At 41.6% G+C, this 22,294-nt stretch carries 16 protein-coding genes and 1 riboswitch; of the genes, 9 read left to right on the top strand and 7 right to left on the bottom strand.

What is annotated here, in order from left to right:
- The first annotated feature begins 9 nt into the window (after nucleotides 1-9).
- Nucleotides 10-1,425: a PLP-dependent aminotransferase family protein gene (locus tag L1283_RS17710; RefSeq protein WP_088161998.1), complete on the top strand. Its 1,416-nt coding sequence runs from the start codon at nucleotides 10-12 to the stop codon at nucleotides 1,423-1,425.
- Between the two features lie 63 nt (nucleotides 1,426-1,488).
- Here L1283_RS17710 and L1283_RS17705 read toward each other — a convergent pair whose 3' ends face one another.
- Nucleotides 1,489-4,125, bottom strand: coding sequence for an alpha-L-rhamnosidase (locus L1283_RS17705; RefSeq protein WP_286851873.1), 2,637 nt, complete (start codon nucleotides 4,123-4,125; stop codon nucleotides 1,489-1,491).
- A 160-nt stretch (nucleotides 4,126-4,285) separates the two neighbouring features.
- Nucleotides 4,286-4,381, top strand: a riboswitch (TPP riboswitch).
- Between the two features lie 59 nt (nucleotides 4,382-4,440).
- On the opposite strand from L1283_RS17705, the gene thiS reads away from it, so the two are divergent.
- The 8 genes from thiS (at nucleotide 4,441) to L1283_RS17665 (ending at nucleotide 11,705) form a co-directional block, all read left to right on the top strand.
- Complete coding sequence (gene thiS, locus L1283_RS17700; protein WP_088162000.1) at nucleotides 4,441-4,647, top strand: sulfur carrier protein ThiS; 207 nt, start codon at nucleotides 4,441-4,443, stop codon at nucleotides 4,645-4,647.
- Between the two features lie 46 nt (nucleotides 4,648-4,693).
- Nucleotides 4,694-6,508 (top strand): phosphomethylpyrimidine synthase ThiC, encoded by a 1,815-nt coding sequence (gene thiC / locus L1283_RS17695; protein WP_429626367.1) that lies wholly within the window; start codon nucleotides 4,694-4,696, stop codon nucleotides 6,506-6,508.
- Nucleotides 6,505-7,122: a thiamine phosphate synthase gene (locus L1283_RS17690; RefSeq protein ID WP_145327116.1), complete on the top strand. Its 618-nt coding sequence runs from the start codon at nucleotides 6,505-6,507 to the stop codon at nucleotides 7,120-7,122. Before thiC ends, L1283_RS17690 begins: the two co-directional genes overlap by 4 nt.
- On the top strand, nucleotides 7,068-7,700 hold the full coding sequence (locus L1283_RS17685) for a thiamine phosphate synthase (RefSeq protein ID WP_244294322.1): 633 nt from the start codon (nucleotides 7,068-7,070) through the stop codon (nucleotides 7,698-7,700). Before L1283_RS17690 ends, L1283_RS17685 begins: the two co-directional genes overlap by 55 nt.
- Nucleotides 7,697-8,467, top strand: a complete 771-nt coding sequence (locus L1283_RS17680) for a thiazole synthase (protein WP_088162004.1) — start codon at nucleotides 7,697-7,699, stop codon at nucleotides 8,465-8,467. The genes L1283_RS17685 and L1283_RS17680 overlap by 4 nt, the downstream gene beginning before the upstream one ends.
- Before the next feature lie 10 nt (nucleotides 8,468-8,477).
- Entirely contained in the window at nucleotides 8,478-9,602 is a 1,125-nt protein-coding gene (thiH, locus tag L1283_RS17675) for a 2-iminoacetate synthase ThiH (protein WP_088162005.1), read from the top strand.
- A gap of 4 nt (nucleotides 9,603-9,606) precedes the next feature.
- Nucleotides 9,607-10,317, top strand: a complete 711-nt coding sequence (locus L1283_RS17670) for a HesA/MoeB/ThiF family protein (RefSeq protein ID WP_088162006.1) — start codon at nucleotides 9,607-9,609, stop codon at nucleotides 10,315-10,317.
- Nucleotides 10,318-10,463: 146 nt separating this feature from the next.
- Complete coding sequence (locus L1283_RS17665; RefSeq protein WP_088162007.1) at nucleotides 10,464-11,705, top strand: YaiO family outer membrane beta-barrel protein; 1,242 nt, start codon at nucleotides 10,464-10,466, stop codon at nucleotides 11,703-11,705.
- Here the strand turns inward: L1283_RS17665 and L1283_RS17660 are convergent.
- The 6 genes from L1283_RS17660 to L1283_RS17635 form a co-directional block, all read right to left on the bottom strand.
- On the bottom strand, nucleotides 11,702-15,124 hold the full coding sequence (locus L1283_RS17660) for a sulfatase-like hydrolase/transferase (RefSeq protein ID WP_088162008.1): 3,423 nt from the start codon (nucleotides 15,122-15,124) through the stop codon (nucleotides 11,702-11,704). The two genes, L1283_RS17665 and L1283_RS17660, sit on opposite strands and share 4 nt — an antisense overlap.
- A complete protein-coding gene (locus tag L1283_RS17655; RefSeq protein ID WP_145327113.1) occupies nucleotides 15,118-16,185 on the bottom strand; it encodes a hypothetical protein in 1,068 nt (355 codons plus the stop codon). The genes L1283_RS17660 and L1283_RS17655 overlap by 7 nt, the downstream gene beginning before the upstream one ends.
- A 4-nt stretch (nucleotides 16,186-16,189) precedes the next feature.
- Nucleotides 16,190-16,546 (bottom strand): response regulator transcription factor, encoded by a 357-nt coding sequence (locus tag L1283_RS17650; protein WP_088162010.1) that lies wholly within the window; start codon nucleotides 16,544-16,546, stop codon nucleotides 16,190-16,192.
- A gap of 4 nt (nucleotides 16,547-16,550) precedes the next feature.
- The gene (locus L1283_RS17645; protein WP_286851986.1) at nucleotides 16,551-20,471 is read right to left on the bottom strand and encodes a response regulator; all 3,921 of its coding nucleotides are present in this window, start codon (nucleotides 20,469-20,471) and stop codon (nucleotides 16,551-16,553) included.
- Nucleotides 20,472-20,793: 322 nt separating this feature from the next.
- Nucleotides 20,794-21,948 carry a TIGR03364 family FAD-dependent oxidoreductase gene (locus L1283_RS17640; RefSeq protein ID WP_088162012.1) on the bottom strand — a complete coding sequence of 385 codons (1,155 nt, stop codon included), beginning with the start codon at nucleotides 21,946-21,948 and terminating at the stop codon, nucleotides 20,794-20,796.
- Nucleotides 21,949-21,980: 32 nt separating this feature from the next.
- Complete coding sequence (locus L1283_RS17635) at nucleotides 21,981-22,190, bottom strand: hypothetical protein (RefSeq protein WP_429626371.1); 210 nt, start codon at nucleotides 22,188-22,190, stop codon at nucleotides 21,981-21,983.
- Nucleotides 22,191-22,294: the final 104 nt, after the last annotated feature.

Raw genomic sequence — 22,294 nt, 5'->3', positions numbered from 1 at the left:
CCTTATTTTATGAAAAAAGATTATTTGTATAATGAAATAGCAGACAATATTGCGAATAAGATTAATTCAGGTGTCTTAAAAGCTGGCGAGAAACTACCTTCAGTGAGAAATCTAAGTGCTGAACACGGTATCAGTATAAATACCGCAAAAAGGATATTTTTAGAGCTTGAAGGACGTTCACTTATACGGTCCAAACCTCAGTCCGGCTACTTCGTTAGTCCTCCAAACTATTTGCAGCTTCCTTTGGCCGCAGCCAGTCAACCTATTCCAATCGCCAATAACCGAGAACCAGATCAATTAATGAATAAGGTGTATTCAACCATGGGGCGCCGGGATTTAACCTTATTTTCCATCGGTGTTCCTTCGGGAAGTCTCCTGCCTACCGCAAAATTGAAAAAAGAAATCGTTCTCGCTACACAGGAGCTCAGCGATGGTGGCACAGCATATGAGCCCTTGCAGGGCAATATAAAATTACGTCGTATGGTAGCTGTACGTTCATTGGCCTGGGGTGGAAATCTAAACGAAGATGAGGTCGTTACCACCAACGGCTGTATGAATGCGTTGGTTTTATGTCTGATGGCCTTAACCAAACCTGGAGATACACTGGCTCTTGAAAGCCCCTGCTATCCGGGTATCCTCCAACTTGCCGTTAGCCTGGGACTTAAGGTGCTGGAAATAGCCACGGACCCCATTACGGGAATAAACATTGAAGCCCTCAAAAAGCTATTGCCCGAAATCAAACTCTGCTTACTGGTTCCCAATTTTAACACCCCTTTGGGCTATTGTATGCCGGATGAGAACAAGCGGGAAATTGTATCACTGCTAGCAAAACATCATATCCCGCTGATCGAAGATGACACTTACGGCGACCTCCATTTTGGCACCCAACGCCCCAAATGTTGCAAATCTTTTGACCTAGATGGCAATGTACTCTGGTGCGGGTCAGTTTCAAAGACATTGGCTCCGGGCTTCCGTGTCGGATGGGTCGCTCCTGGAAAATACAAGGAACAGATTATCAAACTAAAACTGATCCATTCCCTATCATCTACAGCGATCATCAACGAGGCAGTGGGAAATTTTCTATTAACAGGAAAGTATGAAAATCACCTACGTAAACTCCGTAGATCATTAACAGAAAACTACCGGCAGTATGCCGCTATCATCGCGGACCATTTTCCGGAAGGTACTAAAATAAGCCGCCCACAGGGCGGACTCGCCCTATGGGTTGAATTTCCAAAACACATCGATACAGGCAAACTATACAACTATGCGCTTAAACTACAGATTAGCATTTCACCGGGAAGGATCTTCACCTTGCAGGATCAATTTCACCATTGCATGCGTCTCTGTATTGGCTTACCCTGGAGCAATGAACTCGCCTTAAAGTTAAAACAGCTTGGTAAACTCGCAAAAGCCCTCCAATAGATTATAACATAAAAGAATAAAACCAACAGTCAAGACAACGAAACAACAAGTCGGGGCCTATGCTTACTTGAGTTCCAGCACCAGCCTGTGTTTACCAGCCTCCAATTGGACGATATCGCTGCCTCTAACATTATCCGGTGGATAAAATGTTGCCGTCGCATTAGCAGGTATTTGGATATTATATACGATCATTTTATCCTTTAACTTCCATTCAGAAACAATTTTACCGTAGGGTGAATCGTAAGAAATAGAAGATTCTTTCAGTTCCTGGGGGAAGATAGGTTTTAAGAGTACATGTTTAAATCCAGGTTGTTCAGGATCTGGCAGAATCCCGCCGATAGATTTAAAAAACCAACCACCGATTTCGCCAAACATCATGTGGTTGTCTGAAATATCCCGTGTTGCTTTTAAATCCCAGTTCTCCAACAATGTTGTCGCTCCATTTACAATCCACCATCCCCAAGACGGGTAGGTATCTTGTACCGCGACCTTATAGGCTGTCGTTGCATAACCGTTATCTTTTAACGCATTCAATAATGCTTTAGCACCCAATACGCCTACATCCAAATGAAAGTTGGTCTCTTCCACTTTCTTATTCAGATTGGCTGCAACACGGGCTTTCATTTCATTGGGTACAACCCCCCAATAGAGTGGTACACTCAGTTCGGTCTGTGTTCCATTGCTATAAACACCCTTGGAAGCATCTAAAAATTTAGCGTTGATGGCCGTCTTAATTTTTTCGCTTAGCAGTTCATATTTTTGTTGATCTGCTGTGTATCCAAACAATTTGGCCGCAGCAGCCAAGATGGTCGCATCCACATAAAAATAAACAGATGAGGTCAACTCCAGATTGGACTGTGACTTCACCGGCACCCAGTCTCCACGCCCAAACGTTGTCAATCCAGACGGGCTGATTCCGTCTACATAATCGACATAGCGTTTGATATTTAGGTAGCATTCTTCTAATGCACGTGGATCTCCATAAAACTGATAGATCTGCCATGGAATGATGGCAATGGTGCTTGTCCAATCCAAACCATTTGCGGTACCGTAGCCCCATCCGCCAGTTGGAATAATATCGGGTAAGACACCATTCTCCTGTTGTTCATCACGATGATCCGCCATCCATTTTTCATAAACTGTTATCCCGTCAAAATTGTATAGAGCTGTTTCAATCGCAAGGTGCCCATCCCCTGTCCAGCCGTTCTTTTCCCGTTGCGGACAGTCTGTAGGATAGCCCATCAAATTGGACAAGTAGGCATTGTTGGTCGCTGTCCATAGTTTATTGACCAACGCTGATGATGTCTTGAGCTGTCCAATAGCAGACACATCACTATGCATAAAATAGGCGGTCACAGCCGAACTATCCAATGCAATTGCGGCACTGCTGCTAACCTCGACATAACGAAACCCTTTGTAACCGAACTTGGCCATAAACTCATCCTCGCGGCCACTTAAGGTCAATATATCGGTCTGAAAAGGCTCCTTTTCCTTATCGCCGCGATAATAAACATCAATATTGGACTGATCAAGATGCCCATCGGCCTGCAATCGCTCACCATGCTTGATACGCAGCATAGTACCCGCAGCTCCTTTCACTCTAATTTTTGTAATCCCGGCCATATTCTGGCCCATATCGAACACATAGGTACGTTGGTCTATCTTTGTCACTGATTTTGGCTTATAGGACTTTACGAGCCGAATCGGTACCATCTGTTGGGAAACGATATGCGCTGATGGCGCATTTCTATACTGAACAGCCGGCCAGGCCGAATCATCGTATTTTGGTTTATCCCAGTTAGGTATTTCCAGTCTTGCATCGTAATGCTCACCAGTGTAAATATTATTATAGGTGATTGGCCCCGAAGCAGTCTTCCACTGCTTATCCGAAACAATGGTTTCCGTCGTTCCATCTGTATAAACAATTTTCAGTTCTAAACAGAATGTTGGCCGGGCCCGCCATGGTGCTTTATCAAAGTTCCAAACGGCCATTGGTTGATGATTATACCAGCCATTCCCCAAAACAACGCCAATAGCGTTCTCTCCTTTTTGAAGCTGCTGGGTTACGTCCGTCACGACATACAACGTGCGTCGGTCAAATCGTGTATACATTGGATCCAGACGGTGGTCGCCAACGCGCTGGCCATTAATGGAAAGTTCATATAATCCCGCTGTGGCAATATACGCGCGGGCAGATTTTATCTGCTTATTTGCCTTAAATTCTCTTCTAAAATAAGGCGTTTCCCGTGCATGAATATCCTTATTGTCGCTGATCCATTTTCCTTTCCAAAGGTCCATTCCCATCATTCCTGTTTCGAAAGATGCTATTTCAGAACGTGTTGATACACCATCCTTATCCCATATTTTAACCTTCCAGTAGTACTTAGTCTGTGGCTTTAACTGTGCGCCGTTATAGGACACTAACATAGCCGAGCTGAACTGTTTGCCACTATCCCAGCTATCTTTTGTCTCTTTCAGTAATGCCAGCGAATCTTGCCCTAAAAGGATCTGATAAGCTTGTTGTACCGCACCTTTACGTTGGTCCTCAAGTCGCCAGCTAAGTCTCGGGTGAATTGCATCAATACCCAACGGATTGACCAAATGTTCGCATGTCAACTGCACGGCGCTGCAGTTGTGTTTAGGTTGGGCATAAGTGTTGCTAGCGATACACAACAGTGTTGTCAATAAAATCCTACGCATTAAAAGATACTATTCTTGGTGGTTGTTAAATTGTTTTAGCTGATTCAAAAAACTAATATATCAAATATTTCCCACATACTGACCTGTACTTTCCTGCACAATATGCCTAAGTCTGTAAAATAAATTTCTTGCAACTTTCATAAAAATAACCTTATCTTAGTCGCAACTTTAGGGGTGTCTGCTCGTGCAGGCTGAGATTTTACCCTTAGAACCTGATCCGGATCATACTGGCGTAGGGAAAAGTGAGCTGTCTACAAGGTGCATTGCTGTGCCTTTGTGTAGCCATTCCTAAAGTTTTACCAAAAAAATTAAGGAATGGAACTTACAATAAACCATCAGATTCGATTTTTCGATCCCACACTTACTTCACTTGAAGGCTTGTTGCTTTTGGAATTATCTGGCAAAACTCAGGGTGTGGCTGTAGCCATCAACAACAAAGTCATCCCCAAAAAGGACTGGGCTACGACAACACTTAAACCTTACGATCAGATTATCTTAATTACCGCATCTCAGGGCGGATAGCCATTTCCAAAAAATCAACCGAGTAATTCACCCAATACAGAAAAAAATGACAGCTGAAACAATTACGCAATCACCCTTTCCAAATGCAAAGAAAATTTTTGTATCCGGAAAACTATTTCCTATTCAAGTCGCCATGCGTCAAATCACCTTGAGTCCAACCAAATTAACGAATGGAGAAGTAGAAATTAATCCGCCGGTAACAATTTATGATACTTCTGGACCTTATACGGATGATACCGTCCATATCGATATCCGAAAAGGCCTCCCTCGCCTTCGCGATCAGTGGATCTTGGATCGTCAGGATGTCATACAGCTAGCTGGCATAAGCTCTGAATATGGACAAAAACGCCTTTCTGATTCAACGTTAGATGAACTCCGATTTGCGTATAGCCATAAACCGAAAGTAGCCTCTGCCGGCAGGAATGTCACCCAATTACATTATGCAAAGCAAGGCATCATTACCCCAGAAATGGAGTACGTTGCTATCCGTGAAAACCAACGTATCGAGCAGCTCACGGCCAGTACCCCCGGAATGGATCATCAGCATAAAGGGCAAAACTTTGGCGCTAGAACACATAATAAAGCTATTACACCAGAATTTGTCCGTGAGGAAATCGCTGCCGGAAGAGCGATCATCCCCAATAATATAAATCATCCTGAAAGTGAACCCATGATTATCGGGCGCAACTTTCTTGTTAAAATTAATGCCAATATTGGCAATAGCGCCGTAAGTTCAAGTATAGAGGAAGAAGTTGAAAAAGCGGTATGGGCCTGTCGTTGGGGAGCCGATACCATCATGGACCTATCCACTGGCAAAAATATTCACGAAACCCGCGAATGGATTATCCGTAACTCGCCCGTTCCAATCGGTACGGTACCGATCTATCAGGCGCTCGAAAAAGTGAAGGGGGTGGCCGAGGACCTTACCTGGGAAATATTCAAAGATACCTTGATTGAACAGGCCGAACAGGGTGTTTCGTACTTTACCATACACGCCGGCGTACTGCTTCGTTATATCCATCTCACCGCTTCTCGAGTAACGGGCATTGTCTCCAGAGGTGGGTCTATCATGGCCAAATGGTGTCTTTTCCACCACAAAGAGAACTTTCTCTATACCCATTTTGAGGAGATCTGTGAGATTATGAAGCGATATGATGTTGCTTTTTCACTTGGCGATGGTCTCCGTCCAGGAGCCATTGCGGACGCCAACGATGCGGCTCAATTTGCTGAGCTCGAAACACTGGGCGAACTCACCAAGGTCGCCTGGAAACATGATGTTCAGGTGATGATCGAAGGTCCAGGGCATGTTCCTATGCAATTGATCAAAGAGAATATGGACAAGCAATTGGCTTGTTGTGACGAAGCTCCATTTTATACCTTGGGTCCCTTAACAACTGATATCGCTCCAGGTTATGACCATATCACGTCGGCCATTGGAGCTGCGATGATCGGTTGGTATGGATGTGCGATGCTTTGCTATGTGACGCCCAAAGAACATCTGGGCCTACCAAATAAAAAAGACGTTAAAGACGGTGTAATCACCTATAAACTAGCTGCCCATGCGGCCGATTTGGCCAAAGGACATCCGGGTGCACAATACCGTGATAATGCCTTGAGTAAAGCGAGATTTGAATTTAGGTGGGAAGATCAATTCAACCTTTCCCTGGATCCAGATACCGCACGGGAGTATCATGACGAAACGTTGCCTGCAGATGCGGCCAAAGTGGCACACTTCTGCTCCATGTGCGGCCCCAAATTTTGTTCGATGAAAATTACGCAGGAAATCAGAGATAGTGCCGCACAAGGAATGCTGGAAAAATCGCAGGAATTCATCGCACAAGGAAAAGAGATCTATTTATGATCATCGCTTTGACAGCAGCAGAAACGATCCCTTCTGAAAAAGGGATTATAAATGCTTTGTTCAAAGAAGGACTTGATATCCTGCATTTGCGCAAGTATCATTTTACGGACCTACAAATGTCCAGGTACGTTGAATCTATAGATTCAACGTACCTGGACAGATTGGTCCTACATTCCCACCCTCACCTATCGGCTGAGCTCGGAATCGCACGTATTCATATGAACGAAAAGAATAGAAAGGATAGATCTACAAATCAAATGCTGTCTACAGCAATCTGTTCGACATCTGTGCATGATATCGATCAATTCAATAACCTTGATGAATGTTGGGCCTATGCTTTTCTAAGTCCATTATTTCCAAGCATCTCAAAAGTGGGGTATGGAGTGTATAATGCAAGGTTGGATCAGCTCCCGTCACGCTCCAACTTTACTGTTGGTCTCATCGGTCTTGGAGGGATAAACCAAGGCAACTGTCTTATCCCGATGCAGCAAGGTGCAGATGGAATTGCCTTATATGGTACTTTATGGAAGCACCCTGATCCCGTTCAAAATTTTATAGCATGCAAACAAAAACTATGGAAAAACTCCAATATATATCGCAGGGACAAACATTAACTGAACAAAAAAATAACATACTGAAAGCGCTGGATGCGGGGGCCAAATGGATACAGATCAGATGGAAGGACGCCGATGAAAAGAGCCGCTACCTGCTTGCAGAACAGATCAAGCAAACCTGTTCCGAATTTGGTGCCAGCTGTATTATCAATGACCATCCTTTGCTTGCAGCGGCTGTAGATGCTGATGGAGTGCACTTGGGACTGGATGACTGCAGCGTCACAGCTGCCCGGAACATATTGGGGGCAGGAAAAATAATCGGCGGTACTGCCAATAGCTTTGCGGATGTAAAACAAAGAATAAGTGAACATTGTGACTATATTGGACTCGGACCATTCAACTATACCACAACAAAACAAAAACTAAGTCCCCTATTGGGGATTGCAGGATATGAAAACATCATCCGACAAGTCCACCTAGAAGACTTGCCCCCTATTCCAATATTCGCAATTGGCGGTATAAGCCAACTTGAAGATATCCAACAGCTATTAGAAATTGGAGTTTACGGTGTAGCACTCTCCGGAATCGTAACCAAGACTCCAAACATTGTTTCATCCATCAATAAAATTTTATTATGAACAACCTACATATAGCCGATCGCGTATTTGAATCCAGATTATTTCTGGGTACGGGCAAATTCGGTAATCTCACAGAAATGAGCGATGCCATTGTGGCTTCGGCCTCCCAATTGGTCACCGTTGCCCTCAAACGAATCGACCAGACCAGCTCAGACGACAGTCTCATCAGTGCACTCGACCTGGCGGCAATCGATTTGCTTCCCAATACTTCGGGAGCACGAACTGCTGAAGAAGCTGTGCTCGCAGCCCAACTTGCACGGGAGGCACTGGAAACCAACTGGGTAAAGCTGGAAATTCATCCCGACCCTCGTTATTTACTGCCCGATCCTATTGAAACCCTGCGTGCAACTGAATCGCTGGCCAAACTGGGTTTCGTTGTCATGCCCTATATTCACGCAGATCCAGTACTTTGTAAAAGATTGGAAAATGCAGGTACTGCAGTTGTTATGCCTTTAGGTGCTCCTATTGGTAGTAATAAAGGGCTTCGCACACTAGACTTTCTCGAAATTATTATTGAGGAGAGTAATGTCCCTGTGGTTGTAGATGCTGGGATCGGAGCTCCATCCGATGCCGCCAAAGCCATGGAAATCGGAGCCGATGCAGTCTTGGTCAATACGGCAATTGCGGTCTCCAATAATCCGATACGTATGGCCGAAGCATTCAAAGAGGCTGTTATTGCGGGACGAAAGGCTTATGAGGCCGGTTTAGGAAAGATCGGATCAAAAGCAATCGGTTCGAGTCCCTTAACTTCATTTTTATTTGATTGATGATTCTCTTATGACAGATTTCAAAACGATTCTCGATGAATACTCCTGGAATGACGTCCACACGCAGATTTATGACGCTACCAATCAGGATGTACAACATGCGTTAGAAAAAGACCATTTAACACTCGCTGACTTTAGGGCACTCATCTCACCGGCTGCAGCACCGTATCTAGAACAAATGGCACAAAAAACACAACAAATCACGCAACGTCGCTTCGGTAAAACCATACAGCTCTATGCCCCTCTTTACCTGAGTAATGAGTGCCAAAATATCTGTACATATTGCGGTTTTAGCATGGACAATAAAATTAAACGCAAAACACTTAACAACACAGAACTATTACTGGAGGCAATGGCACTCAAAACCATGGGAATCAACCACATTTTACTCGTTAGCGGAGAAGCCAACAAAACGGTCGAGATCAATTATTTCCTAAACGCTATTCGGCTTTTAAAACCTCATTTTTCACAGATATCCATTGAGGTACAGCCGCTGGAAGAATCCGAGTACCGACTACTACAGGCCGCAGGGGTTTATGCAATTTTGGTCTATCAGGAAACCTACCATCGGGAAGTTTACAAACAATATCATCCGAAAGGAAAGAAGTCCAATTTTGACTATCGTTTGGATACGCCTGACCGTATAGGCCGGGCCGGAATCCATAAAATCGGACTGGGGGTATTACTTGGGCTAGAGGACTGGCGGGTGGACAGCTTTTTCACCGCGGCACACATTTCCTACTTGCAAAAACAATATTGGCAGACACGCTATTCCATTTCCTTTCCGCGCTTACGACCAGCCGCGGGTTCTGTTGAGCCAAATTTTCATTTGGCAGATCGTGATCTGCTGCAGTTGATCTGCGCATATCGTCTGTGGAATGAAAATTTGGAAATCTCTATTTCTACCCGAGAGAACGAAACCTTCAGAGATCATATCATACCTATTGGCGTAACCACAATGAGTGCCGCTTCAAAAACCAATCCGGGAGGCTATGTTGTCGATCCCCAAGCTTTGGAACAATTTGAAGTAAGTGATGAAAGAGATATGGAAACAATAAAAAATCAAATCCGAAAAATGGGCTATTCTCCAGTGATGAAAGACTGGGAAAGCAATTACGCGGGTATTGTACGTTAAATACATGAAAAAAGATAACATTTTTGATCGCTATAGCAGACAGATTTTTATCGAAGAGATTGGCGTTGCCGGACAACGGAAGATTATGGATGCCAAGGTATTGGTCGTTGGTGCAGGCGGACTCGGGAGTCCTGTCGTTCAATATTTAGCCGCGGCCGGTATAGGCAAACTTGGCCTGATTGATTTTGACCAGGTTGAAATCCACAATCTAAATAGACAGATCATTCATTCCGAAGATAATATAAACCAAGCAAAAACAGAAAGTGCCGCAGCCTATATACGACAGCACAATAGCACAATTGATTTTGAACCCTTTCAGGTAAAAATAGATGCTGACAACGCGCTAGCAATGCTCGCTCCCTATCATATCATTGTCGATTGCTGTGATAACTTTACGACACGCTACCTGCTTAATCATACGTGCCTACAACTCGATAAACCTTTGGTATACGGTAGCATCTATGGTTTTGAAGGGCAGCTGGCTGTCTTTAACTATCAGGGTAGTAAAAACCTATTAGATATCTTTCCAACGCCCCCCGATCCGGAGCAGGTTCCAAATTGCGATAAAAATGGGGTGCTGGGCCCCTTGCCCGGTATTATCGGCAGCATGATGGCGATGCAGGTACTTAAAATAGTAACCGGATTACCCGTAGATAGCAACCAGTTAACGGTTGTTGACACATTCCATTGGCGTTTTTCAAAACTTTCATTCTAACGATCATTTCGGAATGCATTCCGAAATGATCGTTAGAATGCTTTAAAAGAGTTCAAAAATTTATTTTAAAACAACTAGCGACAAACAAAATTTCCTAATTTTAGTTTATATATTAGCAAGCTTAAATGTCAAATTTACGATCTGGAATGAAAAAAGTAATTTATCCATTACTCTCCCTCTCTTTATTACCCTTATTTTCTGTCGCGCAAGAGACGAAACTCACCGCTGATGATCTATTTGTAAAAGCGCGAAAAGTAGCTTTTGATTCAAAAGATTATCCGCAAGCCATTCAATTATCTAAACAGGCCCTACTTCAAGCACCAGATTACACGGATATTAGCATTTTTCTCGGACGTCTTTATACCTGGTCGGATAAAATTGATTCGGCACGAACCATTTTTACAGAACTGGATAAAAAGAATACAAGTGATGAAGATTTCTTTTTAGCCTACGCCTCATTGGAATATTGGAATGATCAGACCGACAGAGCGATTGCAATTATAGACAAAGGGCTTAGCATACATCCGCGGTCTCAGGATTTACTTCTTTTAAAAGGTAAAATAAGTTATGGCAATGATCATTATGAGGCAGCCGAAAAGGCAATTAATAATTTATTGGCAATTAATCCCAAAAATACGGAAGCAAGAGCGCTGGCAAAAAATATTGAAGAATATACGGCTAAAAATGCAATCGGTCTGACGTATAATTTCGTCTATTTTGACAAACAGTTTGATCATAATTGGCACATTGTTGGATTAAGTTATAAACGGGCAACACCAATAGGATCAGTTATTTTCAGAACGAACTATGCGAATAAATTTGCAGAAAATGGCGTCCAATTTGAGATGGAGGCTTACCCACGTATTTCAAAGATATTTTACTTATATGTCGGTGCTGGATATTCCAATAATGTGGGGATTTTTGCGAAATATAGAACTGGTGTGTCTCTCTATGCCAATCTTCCGAACAGCTTTGAGGGGGAAATCGGATATCGTCAGCTTTATTTTAGTGACAACATCTGGATGTACACGGCTTCAGTCGGAAAATATTACCAAAACTTTTGGTTCAATCTGAGGACTTACCTTACACCGGGCGAAAAGAATATTTCCCAATCCTATACCGGAACAGTCCGCTATTATACAAAAGGAGCAAATGATTACTTCGGATTTAGTGCCGGAACGGGTCTGAGCCCCGAGGAAAACCGAAATAATCTATTGGACAACGCTTCCTATAAATTAAAAACATTCAAAGTAGGTGCCGAGTATAATTTCTCCGTTAAGCAAAGTAACTTATTTTCAATTTCGGGCACCTATTATAACCAAGAATTCAGGCCGAAAGAGCGAGGAAATCAATTGGACATCATCCTTGGTTATATTCGAAAATTCTAGTTCTTCTCTGTTCGATTAAAGTAATTTGTATAAACACTATCCGGAAGAAGTCGCTTTTGCGTATAAAAAAGTTTGTTCTTGCGCTTAAATAATTCAAAGCGCTTGGACAATTCTTCTTTCGCATTATCAGCAGCGGCATCTTCATTGAGCACACCATCCAGTTTATACAGTTGTCCATCGGAAAGATGGTAACTGCCTTTCACAAAATCAATCAATTGATTTTTACTCTGCATCATGGCTATACCATCTCCCTGTGTCGAAGCCCCCTTATCGAGCCCTTCACCGATCCATGTAACTTGGCTAGGAGTTTTAAGCCCAAAATTTTCACGATAGTAGGCCAATATAGTAGGCGCGACATCAAAATGGCTAACAAAATTATGAAAAGTCTTTGGCCCTTTTAAAAGTGGTGAATAAATCAACAAGGGAACATGAAAACGATCGATTTTGCTTTGCAATGGTATCTCAGGCATCGCGTGGTCTCCAGTTATGACAAAAATAGTATTCGCAAAATCTAGTCTCTTTTTATATTCTTTAAAGAACTGCTCCATCGCATCATCCAAATTCAGTACCGAAACAAGTTGGGTACGGTTCTCCAAAGCCCACTTTTTTTGTTCCGGTGTAAGGTTCAATGTTGCTATACGTTGATCAAACAATTGCTCATAATGAGCCGCATTATTAATCAAAAACGGATTGTGGGTTGATAGCGTCAAAAGCACATGGAAATAAGGGTGTTCCTGTACTTTCTGTACTTCAAGAAGTTTGCTAAAGACAGCCTGATCTTCATATCCCCAGCTCTCCCCTCCCTTTTCGGGCAATTTTTTATAAGGAGGTCCGAATGCCGCTTGGTCCATGAGCATATCTATTTTATTATAATCCATGAACTTTTTCATGAAATCGAAATTAGAATGACCACCATAGAAAAATCCAGTATTGAATCCATTACTCTTCAGAATATTAAATAAATTGAAGTTGTCTGGCAAGGTGTCTTGTTCCAGGAATCCATGTGTCGCAAAAGGCAACGAACCTGTTATGGTCGGTAAAACGGAAAATGTCCGACCCGAGGAACTCATATTATTATCCCAATACAAAGACTGTTGCTTCAATGTACCTATAAAAGGTGTAAAGTTGCCAATATAGCCATTTTCAGCACTATAGGCATGTCCTAAACCTTCGATAACAAGAATGACCAAATTAGGTACTTTCGCCGTTTTTTGCATGTATGTCCCCAGGAAATCTTTCGTATCCTCTTTTTTCAAAAAAGGAAATTTAGTATCCAACACTTTTGCATCATCATCGTCTTTATTGAACATAGCGAACATCCCGGGGTGATCATCCACGTAATTGGATAAATTAGAATCAAAAAAATAACGCCATTTACTCCGACTTGCATTGGCTACGAATTCATCTTTTTCAGCGCTACCCCCCAAAAACGAAGCCGAGGAGATGAAAAACGATATAATCCCCAAAAATAACAGTGCAATACTAGCATAGGGCTTTTTGAATGTCTGTTTATTGGCAATCCAAAGGGGAACCCAAGAAATTACGATCAATAATAAAAGTAAAGCAATATTGGTAAAACTCAACATACCGCTAGCCTCCAAAATTTGCTTCATCTCTTCCGAACTGTAATAGAACATATCAGCTCCAAGCAAATTTCTGGATTCGCCAAAATACAGAAACAAGATGAATTGCATAACGACAATAAACGAGAACGATATAACCATAAGAAGTCTCGCCCAAAAACTGCTTATGAACTGAAGCAATAAATAGCCGATTCCCAAACAGGCCAAGGCTTGAAAGATGAACAAGACGTTATCCAAAAACAGGTATTTCCCGGCATGTGACTCCGAAAGCTGAACAAATCGACGACCGTACCACCACCATTCTACACCAACGGACAACATATACAAGGCAAAAACAACCAACATAACAGGTCCTAAGCTCTGTAACGAAAGATTTAATCGCTGACCGAGGTATTTCCAAACCGACTCATTCGCATCTTTTTGTTGAAAGCCTTGTCGTGTCATTTCTCCCCAGCCATGCTGCTTTCGAAAGTAATCAACAACCCCCTGTACCCCGGCTTTAACAACAATGGGGTGAAAGTATAAAGGTTCTAGTATCGCCGTAGTTATTAGGGTGGAAAGATCTCGTTTCTTAGAATAAACCTGATGACTAACAAGATCAACCAAGATCGCATAGATCGAATACAAAATTCCGGAAGCAATCACCAATGCAAATAGCGCAAAGAAAAATGGCCAGTTGATGATTCCCAGAATAAAAAAGATTATAAAAACAATATAGCCCGTAAATTCGACAATAGGCCCCAGGAACTCAAAGAAAAACCAATAAGGCATACTGACCATACCAAAACGGCCATATTTCGGATTGAACATGAGTTTTCGATGTTTCCATAAGGTTTCCATAGTACCCCGCATCCAACGATTACGCTGTTTACGTAATACTTCTTTTGACTCGGGTACTTCGGTCCAGCACAATGGATCAGGAATGTTAACCACCTCGTAGGCTTGCTTTTGCTCCTCCATATAGCGGCGCATACGAACAACAAGCTCCATGTCTTCTCCCACCGTATTTCGGTCATACCCCCCACAAGCCAATACGATCTCCCGGTCAAAAGCGCCAAATGCCCCGGAAATAAGAATTAAACCCGAAGCCCTTGACCAAGCCATTCGACCTAAAATAAAAGCACGGATGTACTCTAAAGCCTGCGTACGCCCCAACCATGATTTTGGAAGATTAACGTCCACGACAGAACCATTCACGACATTACAGTTATTGGCCAAACGTATAACTCCGCCACAGGCTATAACGCGTTTGTCGGTCTGTTCCAAAAATGGCTTTGCTAATTTTAAAATAGCATCCTGTTCCAAAATACAGTCTACATCAATACAGACGATATAATCTCCAGAAGAAATATTAACACCGACGTTGAGCGCATCAGCCTTACCGCCATTTTCCTTGTCAACAACAATCAGCTTCTTAAACGCCGGATTTTTGCTCTTATAGATCCCTCTTATATCCTTGGTCTCAATATTTCCCTGAACAAAAAAAGACGTGGGTTCAAGTTCATAAGAGGCGATCAATTTCAAAATTGAGTCGTCTTTACTACCATCATTGACGATGATAATTTCCAGATTATGATAATATAGCGACAATAAAGAACGTACATTTTCAACGATGGTCATCCCCTCATTGTAAGCTGGAGCAATCAGACTGAATGTAGGCGCGTTGGGGTTGGTAGCAATAATACTATAGTCCGTAAACGTATTATTATGTTTGTAACGAAACACCGCTCCATAAGCGTATAGCCCTATCCAAGTATAGATAATGAATACTGCTGCCGAATAAAGCAAAAATAACCAAACTATAATTTCGTATACGATATGGGAAAACTCTAACATTTTTTCTCTTGCAATGCGTGTTTAATAATTTGTGTAAGTTCGTCGTATGTATCTTCACGTTGTGAAATTTCACGCAGATACTGTTCTTCTCCTAGCACAACGAGTACTTCTGCGGCAGAAATTTTAATTGACACTTGACTATGATTCCAAAGTTGATCCTTCAGAAAATGCTCACTTTCTCTACTTTTGGCAATTTTCATCGCTTTAAGGATTTCTATCTGAACTTCGATTGGTTGCAGATCAAAATTTTGTATAAATTGCTGAATCGTCCCACTATTCTCAATGGCCTGCAATGTCCGTATGGCTTGTATACGAACCTTCGTAGATAGATGATCCAATAGGTTAAAAACTTCCGTATAAAAAGTCATCAATCTAAATTTTCGGATCAAGCGCAACGTAAATATGACAACAGAATCATTTGAACTCTTAAGCCAGGTATCAACGTGTAACTCTGAAAGTTCCGGTATTTCATGAATAGAAAACAATAAACGTAATTGTTGCCAGTCTGATAAGGGACGATCGAAATGATCCAAAAAACCAAGCCCCTCATACCCTTTGAAAGTTACAATTGCATATTGTGCTTCTTGATATACTGCGGTACGGGAATCATTAAGCTTGGCTGTTATCTCTGGGATTGCTGATTCGACATTCATTGCAGCAAGCTCCTGAACCCCACCGGCAACCAAATAAGCTTTTCTATGCCGAAGCTTCCGCCAAGCCTCATCCTCCAATTTAAAATCATGAAACAACCTATTGATCGATTGTTTAGCTCCACCAGAAAATTTTCTATCAGAGTCAACTAATACATCTAAAAAAAGAGCTCGAAAAGACGGTTCTTTCAAATACTCCGCAAACTCCAAATCTCGATCGCTATTCTCATCGCCACCGACAATAGTCTCCATAATTTTGTACTCGATGATCTGTCGCCACGATTGCCTATTATGAAGGATTCTATAGCTATAAAAGCTGTATCCCAGTACCGTGATAATCAACAATAGTACTAAAATCAATACGATAACAATCGCCAGAATAAGCTCATGTAGCTCGATATGGTGATGCATAATTTTATTTATTTATTAGGCGTTTTATTCTAAGAATCAGTTCGTTTGGACTAAATGGCTTAACCATAAAATCAGATGCGCCTAAATCAAATGCATCAACCACGACCTCCTCTTGCCCCATACTTGATAATACGATGACAGGGATTTTCTTTCCAATACGCTTTATTGCCGAAAGAATTTCAATACCAGAAGCAAAAGGCATCATAATATCCGTTACAACTAAATCCAAATCTAGCTCATTAATCTTCTCGATGGCTTCACGGCCATTTCTGGTCAGCACCACTTCGTGTCCTTCTTTCACTAATTTGTGTTCAACAGTACGCAGTATCAATTCGTCGTCTTCCGCTATTAAAATCAACATATCATTATTTATTTAAGATTTTTGTAATTAATTCCAATCCTATATCCATTTCTTGTTCGATTGCCACAAAAGCGGTCGCGAGCTCAGTTTCAATCGTTGGGCTGGTCTCCAAGTCTTTGGTCATTTGGGCCAACTTGATCAGTCCGGCTGTCGATGAAGTTCCCCGTAACTTATGAAGGAGTTCTTTGATGCGTACAATATCGTTTGTATCAATTGCCTCCTTTAACTGATTTCTGGACCCCGTGATTTCCCGAACGACCAAATCCAGAAAAAAGGTTAAAAATGCAGGATCATCACCCGCCTGTTCTTCGAGGCGCTGCATATCCAAATGCTCATCCAAATCCTCCAGATCTGAAGCTTCGGCAGCACTAGGTTTCACCGATAACATCGCTTTTTCCAAGGCTTTGAATAAATCCTGTTGCCGAATAGGTTTAGCTAGAAAGTCAGACATCCCCGCTTCGAGACAGCGTTCTTTTTCGCCTGAAATATTACCGGCGGTAACACCGATAATAGGTGTTTCAGCATAACCTGCCATTTGCCGGATCTGTTTGGTTGCTTCGATCCCATCGACCTCGGGCATCTGAACATCCATCAAAATAAAATCAAATTGTTTTTCTTTGCAAGCATGAATGGCTTGTGCTCCGTCAGAAACTTCGGTTAAGAGTGCCCCTGGCATTATACTTGCCATCATGCGTAAATTAAGGGCCATATTAACGGCATTGTCGTCTGCCAACAGCACCTGAACGTCTTGACCGTACGGATCCGATGATAACGATAAGTTTGCATTCGCCTTTAATTGTACTGCATCCTCCCTATTCTGTTGTATCGCCCTTCTTAAAGTCGAATACAGTTCCTCGGATTTAATCGGCTTAAGTAGACAGAATGACCGCTCTTCTTGTCTAAATGCTGAAATCACCTCATGCTCTTCTGACGAAGTGTGCAACACAATCAAGGGGATACCTTCTTCCTGTTTTCTAAAGAGTTCTTTGATTTTTTCTATTGTTTCGAGGCCCGATAAGATCGGCATATGGTAGTCCATTAAAATAACATCGAAACGTTCCCCTTTCATCAACAACTGTAAGGCTTCCATGCCGTTTTCTGCGAGGACAGATTCGACGTTTTTATAGGCCAACATATGTTGCAGGATGATCCGATTATTAGCGTTGTCATCGACAACGAGGACACGATTTAAAGGTAAAGCTGTATCTTCATCCTCCATTTCTTCACATCGGACCTCGATATCAAAATAGAACGTCGACCCGACACCCTGTTCGCTTTCCAGATTCAATTTACTTCCCATGTATTTCAAGAGGTTGTTGGAGATGGTCAAACCGAGTCCCGTGCCCCCATATCGTTTACTTACCGAGCTATCTTCTTGCGTAAAGGCATCAAAGATGCGTTGTTGCTTCTCTGGCGGAATTCCTATCCCCGTATCTCTAACCGCAAAACGTAAGGTTAATTTATTCTCATCATTGCGAAGTTTACTGATCTTAAATTCGATTTCGCCTTTTTCCGTAAACTTAACTGCATTACCTAATAAATTCACCAGCACTTGCTTAATACGTGCCTCATCAATCCAAACAAAAGCCGGCAGTCCCTGCTCAATGTTCAAAAGCAGTTCGACTTCTTTTCGTTGTGCTTGATAGAGAACAACATTAATAACCTGATTGGCTACATCATATACGTTATACTTATCAACAAATAGTTCGAGTTTACCCGATTCAATTTTTGAAAAGTCTAAAATGTCATTAATAATATTGAGTAAGCTATTTCCTGATTCATTGATATAGCCGAGGTATTGGACCTGTGTATCATTTAATGGTGTTTTTAACAACAAATCGGAGAATCCGATCACACCGTTTAAAGGCGTTCGAATTTCGTGACTCATATTGGCGAGGAATTCGGACTTTGCTCTACTCGCCAGATCGGCCAGTTCCTTCGCTAACTTTAATTCATCATTTATTTTTACCGAATCCGTGATATTTTGTGTAAAAATAATGATCCCACCTATACTTCCATCAGCAAGATGCCAAGGTCTTACCTCCCAATTGAAATGTTGCGCTTCGGCAAGTCCGCCAGCCTGTATGACCTCATCCGTATTCTTATAAGGTATTCCCTCCAGCGCATCAAGGTAGATTTTTTTTCTATTTTCTGGGATATTTGGAAACAGATTGAAAAAGTTACTACTTGGCGGCAAGCTTACCCCTTCGTGAAAATCTTCTAACCATTGATTACTGACCGAAATATAGTTAAAGTCTCGGTCAAACATAGCAACCGAAGCAGGAACATAATCCACAAACGCACGTAACATCGATTCTTTGCGTTTCAGCTCCAAGAATAGCGATTTACTTTGATCGATATCCTGAATAATTCCAAAAACACGCTTACACACATCGTTTTCAAATTCGGGAATACCTTTTACCCGTACCCAAATTGATTCGCCATTTTGCTTTAATAGGCGCAATTCGGTATCGTAAGGTGTTCTTGATGTAATGGCGTCTTCAAAAATTTCACGCAAAATAACCTGGCTTTCCGGCTCATAAAATCCGATTGCATGTTCAAAATCAGGTGTAAAATCAGAAGCCACACCATGAATTAGCTTCGTGGACTCGGACCAATAGACCTTGTTTTCAACTAAGTTGACCTCCCATCCGCCAACCTGAGCGACAGCATTGGTCTGCTCCAGGATCTGTTTGGTATGCAAAAGATCATTTTCAAGTCGCAATCGATCCGTCATATTCAAGGCTGTACTGACAACATAAGATCGTCCATTCTCATCCGTCTCCAACATATTGTGGTATAGCCAAGAAATATCTTCACCATCTTTTGTTTGGAGAACCATCATTCCAGAATCCTCTTTATTGCTGGCAATGCGCTTGAGATATTCTTCAACCAGACCCACATGATGAGACGGAACCAATTTCTTGAGGTTAAGTCCTTTTACCTCTTCTTTGGCATACCGCAACACCTCTCTTCCTTTTTCATTGACGGATAGAATATTACCGTCCAAATCATGCATACTCATGAGGCCAATCGCATTTTCAAAAAAGCTACGAAATCTACGTTCGGAATTCTCCAACTTGAGTTTTTCTTCGCGCTCTTTTGTTACGTTTCTGCCAAAGGCCAGAATATCATGATTTATCGGATCATATTTGAAATGCCATTCAATTTCGACAACTTGACCATTTTCTATTTTAGTCCTACTCGTAGATTGAACGCCGTACTTTGTTTCCTCAACTCGACCTAAGTCCGACACTAACTCCCTTTCAGTGTCCCCCAATAATGTAAAAATAGATTTGCCTAAACTATTCGATCTGGACAATCCCAAGACTTTACTAAATGCAGGGTTAACTTCTTTTACCTTGCGCGCCTCATCCAATACACAAATAATATTGTTCGTCAGGTGAAAAATTTCGGAGAAATAACCAGCCTGTACTTTTCGTTTTTTCCCCAATAATATTTTGGTCACCGCCTTGCCAAGCTCCTCCAACGAGTCTTTTTGTTTATCCGAAAGCTTTTTCGGATGGAAATCAATGACACAGATTGTCCCAAGAGCATCACCATCATCATCCAAAAGAGGAACTCCGGCATAAAAACGGATATTTCCTTCGCGAATCAATGGATTGGAAGACGAGCGTGAATCTTCAAAAGTATCTTCAATAACAAGGACCTCCTTACTCATTATGGTGTATTGACAGACCGTATTCTTCCTTTCAACGGTATCCAGCTCCATCCCAACGCAACTTTGAATACGTTGTGTTTCTTCTTCCATCATGGCAATTAAAGCTGCAGGACAATCTGTAATCAGACAGGCTGCCTGCGCAAAAACATCCAGCTCAGGGTCTTTCCCGAGTCCCATTAACTCATAGGACTTTAATTTTTCTATCCTTCTTAACTCATTTTCAGGAAAAACATTATTTGCCATTCACTTCTAATATTTAGATCTGGTTTATTGTGACCGTGAAGTTAATAAAAACATTATTTAACGCCTAAACAATAAGGAAATATTGATCAGATAATGTTTTATAAAGAACAAACAACTGGTCAATTAGTTGATGCAATAAAAAGATTTACCAGACATCCTCTTCATAATTTAGTTATTTACTAATTGAATTTTATAAAGCTTGACCTTATTAAGAAAGACAAACTGTACGTTTTAGGAAGTCTGTACAAACTGATCAAATAAATAGCTTAAAAACGAAAGAGCCCCGCTAGATGTGATAGCGGGGCTCTTCAATATGTCTAAATTAAAAAAGTTTTTCAATACTCTGTTCGGCATAGCCAGCACTTGCTGTCATTCCTTTCCCTCCAATACCGGTTCTAACATGTATTCTTGGGCTAACGTCGATTTCAAGAATATGATCTTTGTGCTGCGAATAATAACCTGCCCAAGAAGATGAAATCCAGGTACGGTCCATTGGCATGATACGGTTGGCTTCCGCAATCATCAATTCATTGATATAGGAGCTTACTGAGAAGCCCAGTTCATCCAGTCTGTTTCCCGTTGCATATTCATGCGAATCACCGATAATAATACTACCATCCGTGGCCTGTTTAAATAGGATATGAATTCCATAATTGCGCAGCTCCTGGTAGTAATCAGGCATTGGAATTGTTTGAAACGAAGGGCAATATTCTTCAAAACTCTCGTATCGACGAATGGTCAACCCAGTTAAGATATTCCCAGGAAGATAAATATGAGCCAAAGGCTTTGTACGCATCATTTGCAGCTTGCTAATTTCAAGCCCGCTATTATCAAACAAGGAACGATATAAAATTTTAAACTCGTATCCATTACAGATAAGCAATTTCTTCCCTTCAAAGTTTTCTAGCGTACTGCTCGTGACAACAACAGCATTATTTTTATCCTCGCAGGCCACAATTGTCGTATCGTATTTCAACGTATAGTCCACAAACTTATTTTGCATATAAATATGCAGCTGTCTAATCATTGACTCGGGCTCTACACTGAGTTCCTGCGGAAAAAAGATAGCCTCTTTAACATAATCAGCATTCATTACGGGATATTGCAATAGAACTTGCTCCTTTGACCAAAGTTCATGATCATATCCTTTTCCCTGATAGTGCTTAGATAGCTCGTGAAGCACCTGAACTTCATCACTATCCGAAGCAATATAGATGCTGCCGTTATTTCTAACGGATATATCCATCTCTTTCTGAATAGACTGATATATTTCAAGTCCTCGCACACCATAATCAAACCATTCGCCTGCCATCCCCGATGGCACTACCTGTCCGAAATTACGAACAGTAGATCCCACGGGGAAATTATCTTTTTCGAGTTGGAGCACGCGTAATCCCATTTGTAACGCATGATAGGCATGAAAGGTCCCTAAAATCCCACCCCCAACAATAATTAAATCATATGTATTTGTTTTCATCTTTATAAATAGAATATCATAAAAAAGTATAGTTAACTAATTTGCACTTCTCCTTTTGTGGTATGCCAAGGAGCCAACAACTCATCATCACTTCCTTTCATCTGTTCTTTTTTTCGAATAAAATAGAGTAGAGAGAAGATACCCAAAATAGCTCCGATAATAGAGGCTAAAAAGACCAATTGAATAAAGTAATTCCCCCAAGTGACAGAATTTGGCATAAATTCTTTGTTTACCAATATCAGAAAACTACCTGTAATCTCCCCTAAAAATAGCTACGATTATTAATGTAGTTTTATAAATTAGGGACAATGAAAAAAAGCAAATTCAGCGAGTCACAGATCATCAA

The organism is Sphingobacterium sp. HSC-15S19 (assembly GCF_050433745.1).
GTDB lineage: Bacteria > Bacteroidota > Bacteroidia > Sphingobacteriales > Sphingobacteriaceae > Sphingobacterium > Sphingobacterium siyangense.
The sequence above is the reverse complement of the archived record's forward strand: the minus strand, read 5'-3'. Positions and strand labels throughout refer to the sequence as shown.

Excerpts from the sequence above, each read along its gene's own strand:
- L1283_RS17710 (WP_088161998.1), top strand. The coding sequence starts at position 10 with ATGAAAAAAGATTATTTGTATAATGAAATAGCAGACAATATTGCGAAT.
- L1283_RS17650 (WP_088162010.1), bottom strand. The coding sequence starts at position 16,546 with ATGTTGATTTTAATAGCGGAAGACGACGAATTGATACTGCGTACTGTT.
- thiH (WP_088162005.1), top strand. The coding sequence starts at position 8,478 with ATGACAGATTTCAAAACGATTCTCGATGAATACTCCTGGAATGACGTC.
- thiS (WP_088162000.1), top strand. The coding sequence starts at position 4,441 with ATGGAACTTACAATAAACCATCAGATTCGATTTTTCGATCCCACACTT.
- L1283_RS17640 (WP_088162012.1), bottom strand. The coding sequence starts at position 21,948 with ATGAAAACAAATACATATGATTTAATTATTGTTGGGGGTGGGATTTTA.
- L1283_RS17655 (WP_145327113.1), bottom strand. The coding sequence starts at position 16,185 with ATGCATCACCATATCGAGCTACATGAGCTTATTCTGGCGATTGTTATC.
- L1283_RS17705 (WP_286851873.1), bottom strand. The coding sequence starts at position 4,125 with ATGCGTAGGATTTTATTGACAACACTGTTGTGTATCGCTAGCAACACT.
- thiC (WP_429626367.1), top strand. The coding sequence starts at position 4,694 with ATGACAGCTGAAACAATTACGCAATCACCCTTTCCAAATGCAAAGAAA.
- L1283_RS17685 (WP_244294322.1), top strand. The coding sequence starts at position 7,068 with ATGCAAACAAAAACTATGGAAAAACTCCAATATATATCGCAGGGACAA.
- L1283_RS17690 (WP_145327116.1), top strand. The coding sequence starts at position 6,505 with ATGATCATCGCTTTGACAGCAGCAGAAACGATCCCTTCTGAAAAAGGG.
- L1283_RS17670 (WP_088162006.1), top strand. The coding sequence starts at position 9,607 with ATGAAAAAAGATAACATTTTTGATCGCTATAGCAGACAGATTTTTATC.
- L1283_RS17665 (WP_088162007.1), top strand. The coding sequence starts at position 10,464 with ATGAAAAAAGTAATTTATCCATTACTCTCCCTCTCTTTATTACCCTTA.
- L1283_RS17645 (WP_286851986.1), bottom strand. The coding sequence starts at position 20,471 with ATGGCAAATAATGTTTTTCCTGAAAATGAGTTAAGAAGGATAGAAAAA.
- L1283_RS17680 (WP_088162004.1), top strand. The coding sequence starts at position 7,697 with ATGAACAACCTACATATAGCCGATCGCGTATTTGAATCCAGATTATTT.
- L1283_RS17660 (WP_088162008.1), bottom strand. The coding sequence starts at position 15,124 with ATGTTAGAGTTTTCCCATATCGTATACGAAATTATAGTTTGGTTATTT.